We start from the raw sequence: 19,450 nt of genomic DNA, 5'->3' as shown, positions 1-19,450 counted from the left end.
TCGACTCAAATTGTCCCAACTGAGAGTAAAATTGAACATCTACTTTCCATAGAGCAACGTCGCTTTGAGCCAGATTCAAATCTTAAACTTACAAAGCCTTAGCCAGGGACTCCCTGCGATTACACCTGCCTTTGGAGCCGCGATCGCAGAAGCAGGTGCGATTTGTCTAACCGATGAAGCTCACCAACCAGGAGTAACACTTAAAGTTGAGGGAGAATTTTCTGCCACATTCCAGTTAGATTGGCAGCCAGTCACCGAGCAAACCCGACGATGTTGGAATGACGAAGAATATACTACCGAGCAGGCTGCTTATGGAATCGCATTCCTGTTAATTTTGCAATTAACAAATCTCACAGTCATTGAACGCTCTCGCAAAGGAACTGGATTTGACTATTGGTTAGGAAGTCAAAATTCAGCTACGACACTGCCATTTGAGCGAATGGCTCGGCTAGAGGTTTCTGGAATTCGCAAAGGCAATCAAAGTCAAATCAATACTAGAGTCAAGCTGAAAACTGAACAAACCCGCGCCTCAGACGCACAAGGCTTGCCAGCGTATATCATTGTAGTAGAGTTTAGCCGACCGATTTCTATTATTAGCGCCAAGCAAAATCTTGAAGGAACCGTACTCCAATGAGCCAGATTCAATCGCTCCACAAACAAGCAATGGATTTAGCCGAAGCAGCGGCAGTCGCCCGCTTAAGAGGTGCGTTGGAGTTGGCTGCACAATTGACGCGCCAAGCCCTTGAACAAGAAACTCAGGCCGCAGCCTTAATCGCTAGCGCCCTTGATGCTGAACCCACTCGTTCTGTGCTTCACCGCAGCGCAGCATCTTTAGCGATTGAATGTGGCGAATTACGAATGGCAGAACGTCTAATTGCAACTGCGTTATCTGGCAATCCCCCGGCAGAGATTGCTGAAGAGCTCAAAGATTTATTCATCCAGATTAACTTGAGCCAATATCTGAAACGTCAAGGAATCCACATCGACATTAAGGAACTGCGAGGACTGGTAAATCAATAGCACTCGTCGAGGGACTAGAAACAGGTTATGGCCTTGAGTTCTTCGATTTGTTGGGAAACATTGTAGCAGTTGCGACGCTACCTGGAAGTTATTTGCGATCGCCCACAAGTGCAGACAGACCTACAGTTAGACTTGTTAACTGATATCATGTATAGAATTAGGGAAATCAACAAGCAAAATGATTCAATCCATACCGAAAATATCCATTAAACCTGGATACCGTCCCCAGTCGGATGATAAAACTCCTGAAGCTGATGCAATTGATTTTTACCTACTGCGGCAACTCACCAATTCCCAACGGTGGCAAATGGGAGCAAAATTAAATCGTTGGGCAAAAACTGTTAGCTTGCGCGGAATGAAAAAAGCTTGTCCCTCAACCTACAAAGAGCGATTTGCTCGATCGATATTAGGTAGCAAGTGGTTGCCAATTTTAACCCCCACCAGTGAGCCCTCTATGTGGACGCAAGACCCCAGCGAAATTGCTAGACTGTTGCACCCAATTTTTGAAACATTAGGTGTCTCTTATTATATTACAGGAGGCGTTGCCGCTTCTGTCTATGGCGACCCGAGAACAACACGCGATTTAGATTTAGTAATTGAATTGCTCCGGGACAATATATTTCAATTAGTTGAAGCACTAGAAACGGCTGGTTTTTACTGCCCTCCGGGTTCGGTAAAAGATATTCAAGACGGTAGAGGGATGGTGTTGAGCGTCACTCACATGACTTTAGTATTGAACGCTGATATTGTGCTGAATTCTAACACTGAATTCGATCGCTCAAAAATGGCAAGACGACGATTAGAAGCGCTTGACGAAGCTGGTGTAGAACAATTTTGGGTGGCTTCTCCTGAAGATATTGTGTTGGCCAAACTGCTCTGGCGGCAACAGTCTCAGTCTCAAAAACAATGGCATGATGTTTTGGGAATTCTGAAAGTCCAATCTGAGAATTTGGATCGGGATTACTTAACAGAGTGGGCCCAACAATTGGGGTTGATTGATGATTTGAACCTAGCTTTGACTGAATCAGGGATTTGAGGCGAGCGCAATTCGCGCAGTGCGATGGGAAAAAAGGTCGATCGATAGTAGAGAAAATAGTGCAATGGATAAACTAATCGAGTATCCCAAAGTAATCAAACGTATTTTGACCGAGTATGTAGAATTGTGCCGCTACCCTCAAGCAGACATCCAGACATTCTTGATTACCGACGAACAAAACGGTCATTTATTCTCCTATTCTTCAATCTAAAATCTAAAATCTAAAATCTAAAATCGATGGGCTGTTTACGTTCGGATTCGCGATCGCAAATTCTGGATCGAGGAAGACTGGACAGAAGATGGGATTGCAACGGATTTGGTGCGTGCAGGGGTTGCCAAGGAAGATATTGTGTTGGCATTTCACGAGCCTGGGATGCGGCAATACACCGATTTTGCAGTAGCTTCTTAGCACTTCATGAAACTTTATTCAGATGTCATCTTGCTGTGCAACCTTCCAGAAGAAAGACTTTATGCCGGCGATATCGGTACAGTTGTAGAACAGCATCACGTTGAGGGACTAGAAACAGGGTATAGCGTTGAGTTTTTCGATCTGTTGGGAAACACTGTAGCAGTTGCCACGCTACCTGGAAGTTATTTGCGATCGCCCACAAGTGCAGACATACCTACAGTCATGATATTGTCCGAAGGCGATCGCCCCTAAAATATTTACAAAACTAAATCTGGTATGCGCTCTATATCTAGCTGTTAGAATAGATAAACCTGAGCGTTAAAATCGCAAATGTATGACAGCGTTCCTACACACTATGCAATGGAATATCTAACTTTTAGAGAAGCCGAGCGAGAGGACATACAGGCGATCGTCAATATTCACAATTCTCATGCCCGCGGTCAAAATAAGTCGATCGAGCGCGGCTTTTTGCTAACACAAATTACTGAAGATGAGATTGTCCAAAGCTTAAATAATTCATGCAGATATTTTGTTGCCACTAAAACCGATGGGGAAATTGTGGGATTTGTGGCTATATCACAACCCAAAATATCTGATGAAATCTTGGATAAAATTATCTGGAAAGATGAGGTTTTTAAGAAAAGAGGCACCAGCGATCGGCATTTTTATCTCGAAAGAGTAGCAACAAAGTTAGATTGGATGGGTAGAGGTGTTGCTCAATTTATGTATAAAAAAATTTATCAACTTTTTCCTAATTCATTTATTTCGCTGTTTATTGTTACCCAGCCAATAGCTAATGCTCGTTCCCTAATGTTTCACCAAAAACAGGGATTTGAACAAATAGGAACTTTGCAAATTGATCTATTTCTGGATTTAGAAAATTATGAATGTATTGTGATGTTTAAAGAAACTTGAATTTATCAGGAGTGAGTCTCCCAGCAGAAGCCGACCTCCATCCAGCGGGAGCATCTCAGTTTTGTAAAAAGCATTTTTTTTATTGTAGTGCGAGCGTCCCCGCTCGCGTATTGTACAATACGCGAGCGGGGACGCTCGCACTGTAAATGCAAAACTGAGATGCTCCCAATCCAGCCTAACAGGAATTACCCGAAGCGAGGGAACTGTTATCTCCGCGAATTGCCATCTCAAATAAGCTCGCTCTACCTCCCTTGGCGGTTGTGATACTTCCCCTCCCTCCCTGCAGGAAAAATATTTTTCCCCAAACAAAAAGCGCCCCTATTTCTAGGAGCGCTTTTTGTCAATCGATAGCTAAAACTTAGCCGTTGATAGAAGGAGCAACCAAAGCTACTGGGGTGACTTCACTAGCAGCCAAGTCGAGAGGGAAGTTGTGAGCATTGCGCTCGTGCATTACTTCCATACCCAAGTTAGCGCGGTTGATCACATCAGCCCAAGTATTGATAACACGACCTTGCGAGTCGATAATCGATTGGTTGAAGTTGAAACCGTTCAAGTTGAAAGCCATCGTGGAGATACCCAAAGCGGTAAACCAGATACCGACAACTGGCCATGCACCTAACAAGAAGTGCAAAGAACGGCTGTTGTTGAAAGAAGCGTATTGGAAAATCAAACGACCGAAGTAGCCGTGGGCTGCAACGATGTTGTAGGTTTCTTCTTCTTGACCGAATTTGTAACCGTAGTTTTGCGATTCGGTTTCGGTTGTTTCACGAACCAAGGAAGATGTTACCAAGGAACCGTGCATGGCGGAGAACAAAGAACCACCGAAGACACCAGCAACTCCCAACATGTGGAACGGGTGCATCAGGATGTTGTGCTCGGCTTGGAACACGATCATGAAGTTGAATGTACCGGAGATACCCAAAGGCATACCGTCAGAGAACGAACCTTGTCCAATTGGGTAGATCAAGAATACTGCGGTGGCTGCTGCAACAGGTGCAGAGTAAGCGACGCAGATCCAAGGACGCATACCTAAGCGGTAGGACAGTTCCCATTCACGACCCATGTAGCAAAATACACCGATCAGGAAGTGGAAAATTACCAATTGGTAAGGGCCGCCGTTGTACAACCACTCATCGAGGGAAGCTGCTTCCCAGATTGGGTAGAAGTGAAGACCGATCGCGTTAGATGAAGGAACAACAGCACCTGTGATGATGTTGTTACCGTACATCAAGGAACCTGCTACTGGTTCGCGGATGCCGTCGATGTCCACTGGAGGGGCAGCGATGAAGGCGATGATGTAGCAAATGGTGGCGCTGAGCAAGGTAGGAATCATCAAGACTCCGAACCAACCTACATATATGCGGTTGTCGGTGCTTGTGACCCACTCACAAAAGCGTTCCCAGACGTTGGCGCTTTCGCGCTGCTGTAAGGTTGTTGTCATGGTTTTATGATTGCTGTATTTGGTTGTCAATGTTCGGATGATGTTTCTATTATTAACGGTATTGTTAACGTTTGTAAAGGGGTGTAGCGACAGTTAAACTGATGACTGTGATTAGGAAAGCTGATGAAAGGAGAGAGAGGGGCGATCGTCCCCGCGCGACAAGATATGCCAGCCAGCAGACGCGGCGCACCTCAACCCTAACGAACGGGAGCGCTCGGAGGTGGAGAAGGTAGAGGAACAGGAGCGAGGACAGGTGGAGAGACTGGCCTGCGAGCAGGTGGAGAAATCCTGAACTGCTGGAGTTGCTGCGGGGTGAGCGATCGCAAAATTCTCAGTCCCAGAGTGTCTCTGGAGATGCTTAAAGCGTAGGATGGCTCCAAATACGGGCGGAAATTGGATTTATTGTTCAAATAGCATTCCATGAAAGCTAGGCTGAGTCCGCTGAGGTAGCGGCGGGCTAAAGCTGGTTCGGGCCCGATCGCCTGTGGTGGTGGCAGAAAGAGGCTTTGAGGGGATTCCTCGATCGTTGAGAAGTGAGTCCCGTTGTTCATCAGTACGAGATATTTGTTGGGCGATGTCAGCCAAGTGAACGGTTGAATTTGTTCGAGCAAAGCGGGGGCGACGGTATCGGCGCTGCCTGCGATTAGCATGACTGGGATTTGGATTTTGCTGAGGTTTGTTTCTCCGAGAATGCTGCTGACGATCGGGTTGATGGCGATCGCAGCTTTGATGCGCGGGTCGCCTAAATTGTACTGGTTGCGCTCTAGGCCGCGGGCGCGGCACTGCAACAGTAGGGAGAGGTTCCAAGTATCGTTTTCGAGTCCGCAATCTTTGTCTAGCTGTGCAAAATTAATCCCCGCCCCAGCTAATGCTAAAGCCGTATAGCCCCCGAAAGACTGGCCGATGACGCCGACTCGCTGCAAGTCGAGCTGCCCTTGATAGGCAGGATCGGTTGTAGAAAGTTTGGTTAAATAATCGAGCAGGTCTTTGATGTCGAGGGGGCGGTTGACAAATTCTCCTGGTTCTGCTACTTGATTGGCTCTGCCTGTTACTAAGTCTTGGATTTGTTGGGCGTTGCTGCCGGGGTGTTCGGGGACGGCGACGGCAAAGCCGTAGGAGGCTAGGTGTTTTGCTAAATATTGAAAGGAAAGGCGATCGGAACCTAAACCGTGGGAAATTACTACTACTGGGGCAGGTTGCGGGCTCCGCTGCGGCAGGTAAATGTCCATATCAAACGTGCGATCCTCTTCGAGGGCTTCGCTAACGCGATTGGGACTCGTCAAAGTTACCGATGATTTTTTCCAAGTATAGGGGCCCGGTAGCTGGGGCTGCAGCATGGCGGCGGGCGGTATGGCGGGTTCAGAGGCTGCTTGTGCTTCGGACAATTGAGCGACTCCGGCGATCGTCTGATTGGAACGGTTAATCAGCGATGTCAGCTCGTTAGCGATACCCAAGGCGCGGGCGATGTCAATCCTGATGCCATAGGTGGGGAATTTCCGCAGCACGTTGAGAATTGTCAGGCCTTCGGGATCTGAGGCTGCTAAAATCAGGGCGGCTCGGATGGCATAAAATCCAGGCTGCCGAGCTTTGGTTTGAATTACTCGGCCCAAGCGTCTCAGCAGCACTTCTCCTTGAGGCGTGTAAAGGAATTGGGCGATCGTCACGGGGCTGATTTCAGCTTCCGCTTGCAGGGCGCTGCGAATCTCAGCTAGCTGAGACTCTTTGAGGTACTGAGCGAAGCCGTCCAAGTTTGAGTCTATTTTGCCTTCTTTGGCGAAAAGTGCCAGGGATTCGATGGGAACTGATTCTTCTAGCGGCCCGTAAGTTACGTAAATTCGCTCGGCACCCATTGCCGGTGCGGCGGTGCAAACAGCCGTGAATGCAAACAATCCTAGGTATTTTGGGGCGATCGACCGCCGAGAGCGAAGGGCAGCAGTGGAGAGGCTCGAAAACAGACAGTTCATAACTTTCACACCTAGGACTTCTAATAATTAGTCGGTGAAATGATGTAAATTGTTTCGTCAACATTTAATGCCGAAAAATCGATCTGTTGGTTGGGATGCTTCGGAAATTAGGTTATCTTGGGAAGCATAGCCAAAAGAGCAATTTTCTGACCTGACAAGACTAGCTGAAATTTAAAATTCAACACCGAGGGGTCAAACCTACTGGAATGCCCATTGATTATTTTTTCAGCAAGGCCAAGATATTTTCGATCGAGTTTGTAACTACAGCCTGAGTGAGAGAATTTATGATGTTCAATGCAACTGCTATCCTGATTGACGCTTTTGTGCAAGAGTTGCAGGCCGGCTACCGTCGCACCTACGGCAAGTACAAGCCTGACTACCCTGAAATTATCGCCTGGGCTGGGACTATGGCTCTGGAAAATATCGCTAATTGCGATGCTCTCTACCACAATGTGGAACACACAATGCTCGTGGCTTTGGTGGGACAAGAGATTCTCCGGGGCAAGCATATTCGCGAAGGTGGAGTGTCGCCGGAAGATTGGCTGCACTACCTGATCTCGCTGCTGTGTCACGATATCGGCTACGTCAAAGGTGTTTGCCGCCAAGACCAAGAAGCTGTGGGACTATATGCTACGGGTATTGACGGGGGCATGGTTTCTGTGCCGATCGGGGCAACTTCTGCCAGTTTAACTCCTTATCATGTCGATCGAGGAAAACTCGTAATTGACGAACGCTTCGGGGGCCACACATTAATTGATGCCGAACAAATCAAGCGCAATATTGAATTGACACGCTTCCCAGTTCCTGCTAGCGAAACTCATCAAGACAGAAACAATTATTCTGGACTCGCTAGGGCCGCCGATTTGATCGGTCAGTTGAGCGATCCCAATTACCTGCGAAAAATAAGTGCCCTGTTCTACGAATTTGAGGAAGTCGGCACTAATAAAATCTTGGGCTACAAGTCTCCGGGAGATTTGCGGCAAAATTACGCCAAGTTTTATTGGAATGGAGTTTTTCCCTATATTCCTGCTGCTTTGAACTACTTGGAATTGACCCAGGGAGGCAAACAAATTATTGCCAACCTCTACGCCAATGTATTTCAGGTAGAACACGCTGAACCGCTCGCTTTCACCAAGCCAAACGCTCAAGAGTTCACCAAATCCCGCCCCAATAGCACCTTGAACGGCGAAAAAGATGGTGATAATCTTCAACCTTCCATGTCGGGGGAAAATAAGAAATTTACAGAGTTTCCCGACTTGAATTTGTGAGGATTTACGCCCATAAATTTGCAGCTATAAAGGCGATTCAATGGATTTTAAAATTGAGAATTCGGCGTGATAGGTTTGGCGCAACGTTCAGCGTTCAATCAGTCGAAGGATTTGAAATTTACTCCAGAGATGAATCTGGGAGGTAGAACAAGAGTCTAAAATTTTGGCCGACTGGCAACTCCTGTCGGAAAGTAAGTATCCGTTTTTGGTCAGGGTGACAATTAGGATAAGTTTTGATGTTCTAGTTGCTGGATCTTTGTTTTTAGCTCAAATTGAGATCGAGCATCTCAAATCTAAAATCGGTCTGGCAGCATAGAGGTTGCTTGCTCGTTTTTTTTGAGCTAAAATGGAGAGTTATAATCAAAAATCTAACATCGAAAATCTAAAACCTTAAATCGATATGGCAGCAGAGATTCAGCAGCAAATTCAACAGTTGAGGCACCAGCTACAGGAAGCTAGCTATGCTTATTATGTTCTCGATGCGCCGATTATGCCAGATGAGGTGTACGATCGACTTTATCGCCAGTTGCAAGAATTAGAATCAGATTATCCTGAATTAATTACTGCGGAAAGTCCGACTCAGCGGGTGGGAGAACAGCCTGCTACTCAATTTTTTAGTGTCAAACACAATATTCCTCTCTACAGTTTGGAAAATGCTTTTAATTTTGAGGAATTTGCTAAATGGCAGGAACGCTGGCAAAGGGTAGCACCTCCCCTAACCCCCGGTATTGATGGAAATGCACCCCCCCTAACCCCCCCTTATCAAGGGGGGGGACAAGATGGAAATGCACCCCCACTAACCCCCGTTCAAGAAGGAAATGCACCCCCCCTAACCCCCCCTTATCAAGGGGGGGGACAAGATGGAATAACATCTTCCATTAGCAATCAGGAAAACAGGGAAATTACTCCCCCCCTTAGCAAGGGGGGGTTGGGGGGGGTTTCCTATGTTTGCGAGTTAAAAATTGACGGTTCTGCTTTAGCGTTAACCTATGAAAATGGGGTGTTAGTTCGCGGTGCGACGCGGGGAGACGGCATTACAGGAGAGGAAATTACTCAAAATGTCAAAACTATTAGATCGATTCCTTTAAAGCTCAATTTAGATAATCCGCCGCCTGTTGTGGAAGTGCGGGGAGAAGCTTTTTTGTCTTTAGCTGTGTTTGAGGAAATTAATCGGGAACGGGAAAAAGCGGGGGAACAATTGTTTGCTAATCCTCGCAATGCTGCGGCGGGTACGCTGCGGCAGTTGGATTCTAAAATTGTGGCTCAGCGACGGTTGGATTTCTTTGCTTATACTTTACATTTTGATGAACCTGTAGGGGCGGTGCCACCGCCCCTCCCCACTGTAGGGGCGGTGCCCCCGTGCCCGCCCCTCCCCACCGATGAGGGCAACCACGGGGGGATTGCCCCTACAGAGAATGAAACAGCGTTTGGAAATAAGGGGAAAACGCAGTGGGATTCGTTGGAATTGTTGCGAAGAATGGGGTTTAAGGTGAATCCCCATCGCAAAATTTGCTATTCTTTGGATGAGGTTCGGGAGTATTACGAATATTGGGATACTGAACGGCGGAATTTGCCTTACATGACGGATGGGGTTGTTGTTAAGATTAATTCGGTTTTGCTGCAAAAACAATTGGGTTTTACTCAGAGGTTTCCGCGTTGGGCGATCGCCCTGAAGTATCCCGCGGCGGAAGTCCCTACAATAGTAGAAGCTGTCACCGTACAAGTAGGGAGAACCGGGGCTCTAACTCCTGTAGCGGAACTCAAACCGGTGCAGTTGGCGGGGACGACGGTTTCGCGGGCTTCTCTCCATAATAGCGATCGACTTTCGGATCTCAACCTGCACATTGGCGATACTGTGATTGTCAGAAAAGCTGGGGAAATTATACCAGAAGTTGTGCGAGTTTTGCCGGAACTTCGCCCCCAAAATGCTCAACTTTTCCAAATGCCTAGTTGCTGTCCCGAATGCGAACAGCCTGTGGTTCGGGAAAAGGGGGAGGCCGTTACTCGCTGCATCAATACATCTTGTCCAGCAATTTTGAGGGGTTCGCTGATTCATTTTTGCAGCCGGGATGCTCTGGATATTAACGGTGTTGGGGAAAAGTTGGTGCAGCAAATGGTTGATAGCAATCTGGTGCATTCTGCGGCGGATTTGTACGATTTGACTGCGGAAAGATTGATGAGTTTGGAACGCATGGGTAAGAAGTTGGCAGAAAAGTTGGTAAGTGCGATCGCCCAATCCAAAAATCAACCTTATTCGCGCGTACTTTACGGCTTGGGCATCCGCCACGTCGGCAGCGTGAATGCTCAATTGCTAACAGAAAGGTTTGCAAATGTGGATGAGTTAGCAGGGGTATCGGCGGCATCGATTGAGGGCGTTTACGGCATCGGGCCGGAAATTGCTCAAGCTGTTTATCAGTGGTTTCGAGTTCCGGCTAATCAAAGTTTAATTGCACGGTTGAAAACTGCGGGCTTGCAATTACAGTCAGAAGTTAAAAATCCCAATTTAGCCAGCACAAATTTACAACTTGCAGGCAAAAGCTTTGTGCTTACCGGAACTTTGCCCACTTTGAAACGAGATGAAGCTAAAGATTTGATTCAAAAAGCAGGAGGTAAAGTCACAAGTTCTGTGAGTGCTAAAACTGATTATGTGGTTGTGGGAGAAGATGCGGGTTCTAAGTTGGAAAAGGCTCAATCTTTGGGAATCGAACTACTTTCGGAATTAGAGTTATTAGAACTGCTATCGAAACCATAAATGATTGGTGACAGTCAATATCTCTCTCTTTGCTCTTTCTCTGCGCCCTCTGCGCCCTCTGCGGTTCAAAAAAAAGCTGATTCACTTGGGCCGTTTTCAAAGAACATCGCCAGCAATTCTATTGCCCTAGATGCAAAATATCCGATCCTCTTCGAGGGCTCTGCTAACGCGAATTGGGCAATACCTCAAAAGGCATAGAAATCGCGTTAGCGAAGCCCGCCCCTACGGGGGCTACGCCAACGAAGCGGATCGCACTTGGTGGATATACATACTTCCCCGGTGGTGCTGCGCCAATCGGTTGTCGGTACAGGCTAGTTTTGCTAAAATTTGATAAAGTTTGCAATAGCGATCGCAACTGCCAGATTAGCCAAGTCCCAGCAATCACAGGAGATACATTATGTCGGAAATTCCAGCAGAACAAACACAAACAAACTTGACAACTCCAGAAATAACTACCGAAAGCTCAATTTCTGGGGTGGAAAACGTGAAAAATAGTTTGGGAAACGTCCTAAATAGTTGGAAGTTGAAAGCAGGATTAGCCGTTGCTGTACTGTTTGCAGTGTCGCTGTTTGCATTCTACTGGCAGCATAACATTGCAGTCGTAGGTATGAAGAGTTGGGCGGCGCGATCGGGAGCTAACCCGATCGAATGTATGGTAAGAGATACTAATAACGACGAGTATGTCAGTTGCAGCGCCCTCCTCGATCAGCAAATTGTCCCTCTTGAGTGCAGTTCGAGTTTGTTCAATATCGGCTGTCGAGTCAATTACGGAACTGCCGCACCAAATCCGAGAGCAGTCAACCCTAGATAGAGCATCTGGGGGTTAGAGATGATTGTTTAACGAACAGATTTGCTACTTAAAATAGGGGACTTACAAAAAAAATCTCACCGTGAAAATACTCCAGCAATAAAGAGCGAAAAACTCTTGTTTTTCTCGTTGTAAATTAGCAGGTAATGAAAGTTACCTGCTATTGCCATAAGGTAATCTGTGATAGAGAATGTGCGGCAGTAAATTAATCTGAAGATTTCACCTTTAGCATGGGTATCAAGCATCATCAGCTACTATAATAGATCAGTGCGCTCGCCGATAATGCTTGCTGACTATCTTTAATAAGATTTCCTTCTATCATGGAAACCTAAAAATGATTCAGATTAACGGCTACGAGATTCTCAATCAGATTTACGAAAGTAATAACTCAATAGTATATAGAGGCATCCGACAACAGGATAATCTACCTGTTATCCTGAAAATGCTCAAACAAGATTATCCGACTCCTGCTCAACTCACCCACTATCGACAAGAATATGAAATTACGCGCAATCTTAATCTAAAAGGGGTTATCAAAGCTTATAGTTTGGAAGAGTATCAGAGAACGCTAGTTATAATTTTTGAAGATTTTGGTGGCAATTCTTTCAAGAAATTGATCGACAACTCTGAACAAAAGCAAGCCATTACCTCTTTAAACCAATTCCTCGATATTGCCATTCAAGCAGCCGAGATTTTGGCTCAGATTCATGCAGCCAATGTCATTCACAAAGATATTAACCCAGCTAATCTTGTCTGGCATTCAGAAACCAAACAACTCAAAATTATTGATTTTGGCATTTCCACTCAATTTAACCGGGAAAATCCCACTCTCAAAAATCCCAATGTTTTAGAAGGAACTTTAGCTTATATTTCCCCCGAACAAACGGGAAGAATGAATCGTTCCCTCGATTACCGCACCGATTTTTATTCCCTTGGTGTCACTTACTATGAATTACTCACAGGAAAATTACCTTTTGAAACCAATGATGCCCTAGAATTAGTACATTGTCATATCGCTAAAGTACCTCCATCTCCCCATCAAATTAATCCAGAAATACCTAAAGCTATCTCTGATATCGTAATGAAACTGATGGCAAAAACCGCTGAGGAGCGATACCAAAGTGCGTTTGGAATCAGAAATGATTTAGCCGAATGTTGGCAGCAATTAGAAACCACAGGAAATATATTAGAATTTACCTTGGGGATTCAAGACATTTCCGAACATTTTCAAATACCGCAAAAACTCTATGGAAGAGAGGCAGAAGTAGAAGCACTATTAACAGCTTTTGAGCGAGTAGCAACCCCCCCTGAATTCGCCCTTAGTAATGGGCGACTAGGAGGGGTTGAAATGATGCTAGTGGCGGGTTATTCTGGCATTGGGAAATCATCCCTAGTAGCTGAAATTCACAAACCCAATACCCGACTCCGGGGCTATTTCACCGAGGGCAAATTTGACCAATTTCAAAAGAGTATTCCTTACTCGGCTGTAGTCAACGCCTTTAAGGGATTAGTGCGACAATTATTAACGGAAAGTGAAGCACAAATCGAGCAATGGCGAGAAAAACTCGCCAGTGCCTTTGGTATCAATGGTCAAGTTATTATTGATGTAATTCCCGAAGTAGAACTAATTGTCGGTCAACAGCCACCCGTGCCAGAATTAGGAGCAAGCGAGTCACAAAATCGCTTTAATATTGTCTTTGGTAACTTCATTCGAGCCTTTTGCACAAAAGAGCATCCCTTAGTCATATTTCTGGATGATTTGCAGTGGGCCGACTCCGCCACGCTCAAGTTAATTGAACTGATGATGACCGATACAGATATGCAATATCTGTTTTTAATTGGAGCTTATCGGGATAATGAAGTTAGCCCTAGTCATCCCTTGATAATAACGCTGGATGGATTGCTCAAAGAAGGAGCCACTATTAATTATATTACCTTAGCACCTTTAGCCTTAGAAAATATTAGTCAAATCATCGCTGACACATTATACAGCGATACTAATTCCGTAAAACCATTGGCAGAATTAGTGATGAGGAAAACCGGAGGAAATCCATTTTTTGTTAATCAATTCCTGAAAACTCTGCACGCAGAGAACTTGATTAAATTTGATTTACAGCAACATATTTGGCAGTGGAATATTGCCCAAATTGAGGCACAAAATATTACCGATAATGTGGTAGAATTAATGACCGGAAACTTGAAGAAACTGCCGGAACTTACTCAGAAACTTTTATGTTTAGCCTCTTGCATCGGGGCTTCTTTCTACTTAACTACTCTGGCTATCGTCACTGAAAAACCTAAAGAGGTAATTTTTTCTGACTTGGTGGTGGCAGTGCAGAATGGATTTATTTTACCAACATCAGAGTTAGATGAAAATCTCTTAATTCAAGATTATAAATTTCTGCATGACCGAGTACAACAAGCGTCTTATGCTCTGATTGATGAGGATCAAAAAAAGGCAGTGCATCGGCAAATTGGACGGCTTTTACTAGCAAGTGTATCGGCAGAAGAATTACCAGAAAAAATATTTGAAATTGTCGATCATTTAAACTTAGCTTGGGAATTGATAACGGATGAATCGGAACGGGTAGAATTAGCAAGATTGAACTTAGAGGCGGGGAAAAAAGCCAAAGCTTCCACAGCTTATGCGGCTGCTTTAGAGCAATACTTTACTACGGGAATAGAGATGTTGCCGGGAGATGCTTGGGAAAAGCATTACGATCTGACTTTTAGTTTATATCGAGAACGGTCGGAATGCGAATATCTCTGCGGTAATTTTGAAAAGGCAGAAGAGTTATTTGACTTAATATTAACGCAAGTTAAATCTAATGTAGAAACAGCAGAAATTCAGAATATTCGTTTAGTTCTCTATGATAATACAGGCAAATTTGTAGAAGCCGTTGGTATTGGATCTGAAGCTTTAAAATCCTTGGGATTAACTTTGCCGACAACCGACAAGTCAGAAATTTTGTCTGCCCTTGATGTAGAGTTAGATTTATACAGAAAAAATCTGGAAAACATCAAAATTCCTGAGCTAATTGATGCCCCAGAAATGAGCAATCCAGAGATTAGAGCTTGTATGAATCTCTTAATGAATGTTACGGGTCCAGCTTATTTTGTAGATCAAGATTTATTGGCTTTAATTTCATTAAAAATGGTCAATCTTTCTCTGGAAAATGGCAATTCTGAGGCATCGGCTCATGGATATGCTTTTTGGGGATTTTTGGCAGGTGCAAGATTAGTTGACTATGAAGTGGGTTATGAATTTGGTCTATTGTCGATGAAACTTAACGAGCAATTTCATAATGTGAATTTGGCTTGTAAAGTTTTTAATATGTTTGGTGGTTTGATTAATCCTTGGCGAAGCCATCTGAAAAAAGGGATTCCGTTTCTTCGGAAAGGCTATCTCGCAGGGGTAGAAACTGGAGATGTTTATGTTAGCTACAATTCTTACCACTTAATTCTGCAAAGAGTTCTCAGTGCTGAGAATTTTGATAGCATTCTTGAAGAATCTAACAAACATCTGGAATTTCTTAAGAAAATCAAAAATAATGTCTTTGCTGGTATTCAGCAATTACATCGGCATTTCATTTTAAATTTACAGGGATTAACCCTGGATAAGTTTTCTTTTAGCGATAAGTATTTTGATGAATTGCAGTGCCTCCAGATGTGGGAGGAAAAAATTTTTATGCCTGGAATAGCACCTTATAACATCTTTAAAGCTCAAATTTTATTTTTCTATGGTGATTATGAAAACGCTTTAGAATATATTAAAAAAAGCGATGAAATTATCGTTTTTCTTTCAGGTATACCCAGTCAAGGCGAACATTATCTTTACTATCCTCTAATTTTAACGGCTCTTTATCCCACTGCTACCGATGCACAGCAGCAGGAATATGGGGAAATTATTAAAGCCTGTCAGCAAAAGATGAAAATTTGGGCAGATAATTGTCCTGAAAACTTCCTGCACAAATACCTGTTGGTGGAGGCGGAAATCGCTCGCATTTCTGGTAAAGAAATAGAAGCACTAGATTTGTACGATCGCGCGATCGCTTCAGCCCATGAAAATCAGTATATTCAGAATGAAGCTTTAGGTAATGAATTGGCAGCCCAGTTCTGGTTAGGGAAAGGCAAAGAGGAAATTGCCAAGCTTTACATGAGAAAAGCTCACTATGGCTACCAACTTTGGGGGGCTAAGCGTAAAGTAGAGGATTTGGAGCAGAAATATCCGCAGTTGCTACCCAAGGTATCTGCCAAGAAACAAACTGATTTGCAGACTACTGGTACTGCCACAGCTTCTTCAACAATGGGAGGAAGTTCAGATCTAGATTTTGCTACAGTGATCAAGGCTTCCCAAGTTTTGGCTGGTGAAATTGCCCTCGACAAATTGTTAGCGAAATTAATGACAATTTTACTGGAAAATGGCGGAGCACAAAAAGGCTTTCTGATTTTATCAAATAATGGAACCTTAACCATTGAAGCTACAGGTGAAGCCGATCGAGAGCAAGTACAAGTTTCGCAATCTCTTGCTGTTGAAGGCAGCGAAAGTCTGCCAGTCGGGATGCTTCAATATGTTGCCAGAACTCAGGAAGATGTGGTTTTATCAAACGCTACAAATAATGGAGTTTTTACCAAGGAACCCTATATTATAAAAAATCAGCCTAAGTCAGTCTTATGCGCTCCTATTATTAATCAAGGTAAACTGATCGGCATTCTGTATCTAGAAAATAATCTGACTACGGGAGCTTTTACGCGCGATCGTCTAGAAATTCTCAAAGTCCTCTCTTCTCAAGCTGCAATTTCCATTGAAAATGCCCTGCTATATCGCACTTTAGAAGATAAAGTTCAAGAACGCACGGCTCAACTAGCTGAAGCGAATCAAGAAATTAGCACCCTGAATCAGAAACTCAAAGCCGAAAATGTCCGCATGAGTGCAGAACTCGATATTGTCAAACAACTGCAACAAATGGTGTTGCCAAAACAGTCAGAACTCGAAGCAATTGAAGGCTTAGAAATAGCTGGTTTTATGGAACCAGCAGACGAAGTTGGGGGCGATTACTACGACGTATTGCAACAGGATGGTCAAGTCAAGATTAGCATTGGTGATGTCACGGGACATGGTTTAGAAAGTGGCGTGTTGATGATTATGGCACAAACGGCTGTCAGGACGCTTCAGAAAATGAACGAAACAGATCCAGTGAAGTTTTTGGATATCCTCAACCAAACTCTTTATGATAATCTCCAGCGCATGGACTCGCCGAGAAATATGTCTCTAGCTATCTTAGAATATGCCGGAGGTGTCCTGAAATTAAGCGGACAACATGAGGAAATGATTGTGGTGCGCGCTGATGGAAAATTGGAGTGCATAGATACGATAGATTTAGGCTTTCCCATTGGCTTAGTAGAAGAGATTGGCGAGTTTATTGCTCAAACAGAAGTGCAGTTAAATCCTGGGGATGTGGTGGTGCTTTATACTGATGGAATTCCTGAAGCTTTCGATATTAATAAAGCGCAGTACGGATTAAAGATGTTGTGGCAAGTTGTGGTTGAAAATCGTCAGCGCTGTGCCCAAGGAATTCGGGAAGCTGTGATTGATGATGTGCGGCAGTATATTGGCACTCAGAAGGTTTTTGATGATATTACTTTGGTGGTGATGAAACAGAAATAGAACTTTTTTCTCGCGAGTTGGGCGGTTGAAACCGCTACTACACAACTAAAGCCCGACTGCGCGGATTACAGAATAATATCATGTCCGAGCGATTGACCATAATATCCCGGCCGGGCGGGTTTTTGAGATTGTCAATTATTGGCAGATATTGGCAGGTTTACCCGCCCCTACCTGATTTCGGGCGAAGCGAAGCGGAGGGAATCGACCGGACATAATATAAACGGGATATTTCAACCGGATTTGGTATAAAATAGGGCAGCTTACCAAGGGCTTCCGATCATGGTGAAACTACTCCAATAGTAAGGATGAGAAAAATTTTGGTTTCCTTGTTGTAAATGAGCAGGTAAATTTAACTTGCCGCCTGTTGTTACTAGCTGTCCGTTTTCCAGCCGCACTTTACCGGACATTATTGCTTGTTGAGCCAGTTGCAAAGCTTCTGCCTTAGTTGTGGTTCCTCGCAACTGGTGGTAAAATTCGCTCATCAGCCCCAAAGTGCCTCCATCGTCAACATACCACAAACTCCCTAAAGCAGATTTGGCGCCGGATTTTACTGCTAAACCTCCAAAACCTAACTCTGCTTCCCGATCGCCCACAGCAGTTCTACAAGCACTCAATACTAACAAGTCTACCTGCGGATTGCGCCAATTCAAACTCTCCATGCGATCGAGCTGCAATTTGGAATTCCACATTTGAATGTAGGAATTGCTCGCTTTTCCCGGTTTGAATTCAGCGTGAGTTGCTAGGTGAACGATCCGAAATCCTCCCTTGGTGTGTTCCGACGTGAGATTATCTAAAGTGAAAGCAGAATTGAGGAAAGATGGGCTGTGCCACTGAGCGGAAATCGCCTGCAGTTCGATCGGCACGCTGGGCAAGGGCTGTTGGTCAACAAATTCTGACCTTCCCATTGCTAGCACTGTGGCGTCTCTAACGGCTTTATAATCGGTATTAGTCGAACTAAAACTCGGAATTAGGCTGAAACTGTATTTTTCCATCAAGAAGCCTTTACCGTCGTGCAAAGCCGCAAAGGGCAGGCTTCGCAATCCCGGATCCACTGACAGTAACAAAGTTTGAATTCCTAAGTTTTGTAAGTCTTTTTCTAGGGGTGCGATCGCCCATTTATATAGTTGCTGGGCGGAGGCTAGATAAGTTGTAGTATCGCGTTTTGCGGGATTGGTGATTTCAGCGCGAAACTCCTGGACAGTGGGGAAAAGAGCTGCTCTGTTGGCTTCGGGGACGCTGTAGTGAATCGGCCACCCGGCGGGAGGAACTAAAATTAGTTCCAATCGATCTTCTCGCGAGACCATGTAGATAATACCAGACCGCTTGCCGGTTTGCTGTTCGATATTTTGTAAAGTTTGTTGGGATGTCGAAATCAAGGTTTTTTCCTCTAGGAGGTTGGCTTCTACCCCCAGGTATTCTGCAAATTCTTGATTCCTCATTTCTTCGATTCCCCAGACTGTTTTCTGTATGTCGTTACCTTGAAAAAGTCGATCGGGAGACGGGGCGTATCCCAGAACTAAATTAGAAGTAGGGTTAACTGTTGGTGCTTGTTGGGATGCGAGTGAAGAGGCTACGATGCCAGCGGGTAATTGACTGGTGATACTTGGATCGATGGTTAAAATTCGATGATCGACAGCAGCAACACCGAGATTGTCTAGCGATCGAATTTCGGGGCGTTTAAAGTCTTGTTCATCGGAGGTTGACGGTTCGGGTGTGGGTGTATCGGCGGCTGTGGGCGATTTTGGTGCTGTCACAGGTGCGGGCACTTGTATTTCCGTAGGATCGATCGGAGTGGGAGTGACAACTGCAGTCGGAGTTGGAGTGACACTCGGAGTGGGAGTGGGAGTGACACTCGGAGTGGGAGTGACACTTGGAGTGGGAGTTGGGGTGACACTTGGAGTGGGAGTGGGAGTGACACTCGGAGTTGGAGTGACACTTGGAGTGGGAGTTGGAGTGACACTTGGAGTGGGAGTTGGAGTTACTACCGGAGTTGGAGTGACACTTGGAGTGGGAGTTGGAGTTACTAGCGGAGTTGGAGTGACACTTGGAGTGGGAGTTGGAGTTACTAGCGGAGTTGGAGTGACAACTGCAGTCGGAGTTGGAGTGACACTTGGAGTGGGAGTTGGAGTGACACTTGGAGTGGGAGTTGGAGTTACTACCGGAGTTGGA

At 45.0% G+C, this 19,450-nt stretch carries 14 protein-coding genes and 1 pseudogene; 11 read left to right on the top strand and 4 right to left on the bottom strand.

The window, feature by feature from the left end:
- Positions 1-64: 64 nt before the first annotated feature.
- The 7 genes and pseudogenes from QT992_RS01125 to QT992_RS01095 all read left to right on the top strand — a co-directional run bounded on the left by QT992_RS01125 (position 65) and on the right by QT992_RS01095 (position 3,380).
- A complete protein-coding gene (locus QT992_RS01125) occupies positions 65-634 on the top strand; it encodes a hypothetical protein (RefSeq protein ID WP_333318788.1) in 570 nt (189 codons plus the stop codon).
- Positions 631-1,020 (top strand): hypothetical protein, encoded by a 390-nt coding sequence (locus QT992_RS01120; RefSeq protein WP_333318790.1) that lies wholly within the window; start codon positions 631-633, stop codon positions 1,018-1,020. Before QT992_RS01125 ends, QT992_RS01120 begins: the two co-directional genes overlap by 4 nt.
- 178 nt (positions 1,021-1,198) lie before the next feature.
- Positions 1,199-2,056: a hypothetical protein gene (locus QT992_RS01115; RefSeq protein WP_333336244.1), complete on the top strand. Its 858-nt coding sequence runs from the start codon at positions 1,199-1,201 to the stop codon at positions 2,054-2,056.
- A gap of 64 nt (positions 2,057-2,120) precedes the next feature.
- Positions 2,121-2,267, top strand: a complete 147-nt coding sequence (locus tag QT992_RS01110; protein WP_333336247.1) for a hypothetical protein — start codon at positions 2,121-2,123, stop codon at positions 2,265-2,267.
- 42 nt (positions 2,268-2,309) lie between these two features.
- A pseudogene (locus QT992_RS01105) lies at positions 2,310-2,465 on the top strand (element excision factor XisI family protein); the annotation flags it as partial.
- 6 nt (positions 2,466-2,471) lie between these two features.
- On the top strand, positions 2,472-2,717 hold the full coding sequence (locus QT992_RS01100; protein ID WP_333336250.1) for a DUF4926 domain-containing protein: 246 nt from the start codon (positions 2,472-2,474) through the stop codon (positions 2,715-2,717).
- Positions 2,718-2,795: 78 nt separating this feature from the next.
- Positions 2,796-3,380, top strand: a complete 585-nt coding sequence (locus QT992_RS01095; protein WP_333318796.1) for a GNAT family N-acetyltransferase — start codon at positions 2,796-2,798, stop codon at positions 3,378-3,380.
- A 358-nt stretch (positions 3,381-3,738) separates the two neighbouring features.
- On the opposite strand, the gene psbA is transcribed toward QT992_RS01095, so the two are convergent.
- Both psbA and QT992_RS01085 read right to left on the bottom strand, forming a co-directional pair.
- On the bottom strand, positions 3,739-4,821 hold the full coding sequence (gene psbA, locus QT992_RS01090; protein WP_333070606.1) for a photosystem II q(b) protein: 1,083 nt from the start codon (positions 4,819-4,821) through the stop codon (positions 3,739-3,741).
- 197 nt (positions 4,822-5,018) lie between these two features.
- Positions 5,019-6,785, bottom strand: coding sequence for an alpha/beta hydrolase (locus QT992_RS01085; RefSeq protein ID WP_333318403.1), 1,767 nt, complete (start codon positions 6,783-6,785; stop codon positions 5,019-5,021).
- Positions 6,786-7,072: 287 nt separating this feature from the next.
- Between QT992_RS01085 and QT992_RS01080 the strand changes: the two genes are divergently transcribed.
- Together QT992_RS01080 and ligA are read left to right on the top strand one after the other, a co-directional pair.
- Positions 7,073-8,053 (top strand): Npun_R2479 family HD domain-containing metalloprotein, encoded by a 981-nt coding sequence (locus QT992_RS01080; protein WP_333337083.1) that lies wholly within the window; start codon positions 7,073-7,075, stop codon positions 8,051-8,053.
- Between the two features lie 400 nt (positions 8,054-8,453).
- Positions 8,454-10,805 (top strand): NAD-dependent DNA ligase LigA, encoded by a 2,352-nt coding sequence (gene ligA, locus QT992_RS01075; protein ID WP_333337056.1) that lies wholly within the window; start codon positions 8,454-8,456, stop codon positions 10,803-10,805.
- A 163-nt stretch (positions 10,806-10,968) separates the two neighbouring features.
- On the opposite strand, the gene QT992_RS01070 is transcribed toward ligA, so the two are convergent.
- Entirely contained in the window at positions 10,969-11,190 is a 222-nt protein-coding gene (locus QT992_RS01070) for a hypothetical protein (protein ID WP_333318395.1), read from the bottom strand.
- Between the two features lie 12 nt (positions 11,191-11,202).
- Here QT992_RS01070 and QT992_RS01065 point away from each other — a divergent pair, with 12 nt between their 5' ends.
- Positions 11,203-11,616, top strand: a complete 414-nt coding sequence (locus tag QT992_RS01065) for a hypothetical protein (RefSeq protein WP_333318393.1) — start codon at positions 11,203-11,205, stop codon at positions 11,614-11,616.
- Positions 11,617-11,947: 331 nt separating this feature from the next.
- Positions 11,948-17,281, top strand: a complete 5,334-nt coding sequence (locus QT992_RS01060; protein ID WP_333337058.1) for an AAA family ATPase — start codon at positions 11,948-11,950, stop codon at positions 17,279-17,281.
- 260 nt (positions 17,282-17,541) lie between these two features.
- Here QT992_RS01060 and QT992_RS01055 read toward each other — a convergent pair.
- On the bottom strand, positions 17,542-19,450 hold a 1,909-nt coding region (locus tag QT992_RS01055; protein WP_333376355.1), incomplete at its 5' end, for a CHAT domain-containing protein.

It is taken from the genome of Microcoleus sp. T3_D1 (assembly GCF_036700405.1).
Lineage (GTDB): Bacteria > Cyanobacteriota > Cyanobacteriia > Cyanobacteriales > Microcoleaceae > Microcoleus.
Note: the sequence above shows the minus strand (reverse complement) of the source record. Positions and strands in the feature narration are given on the sequence as shown.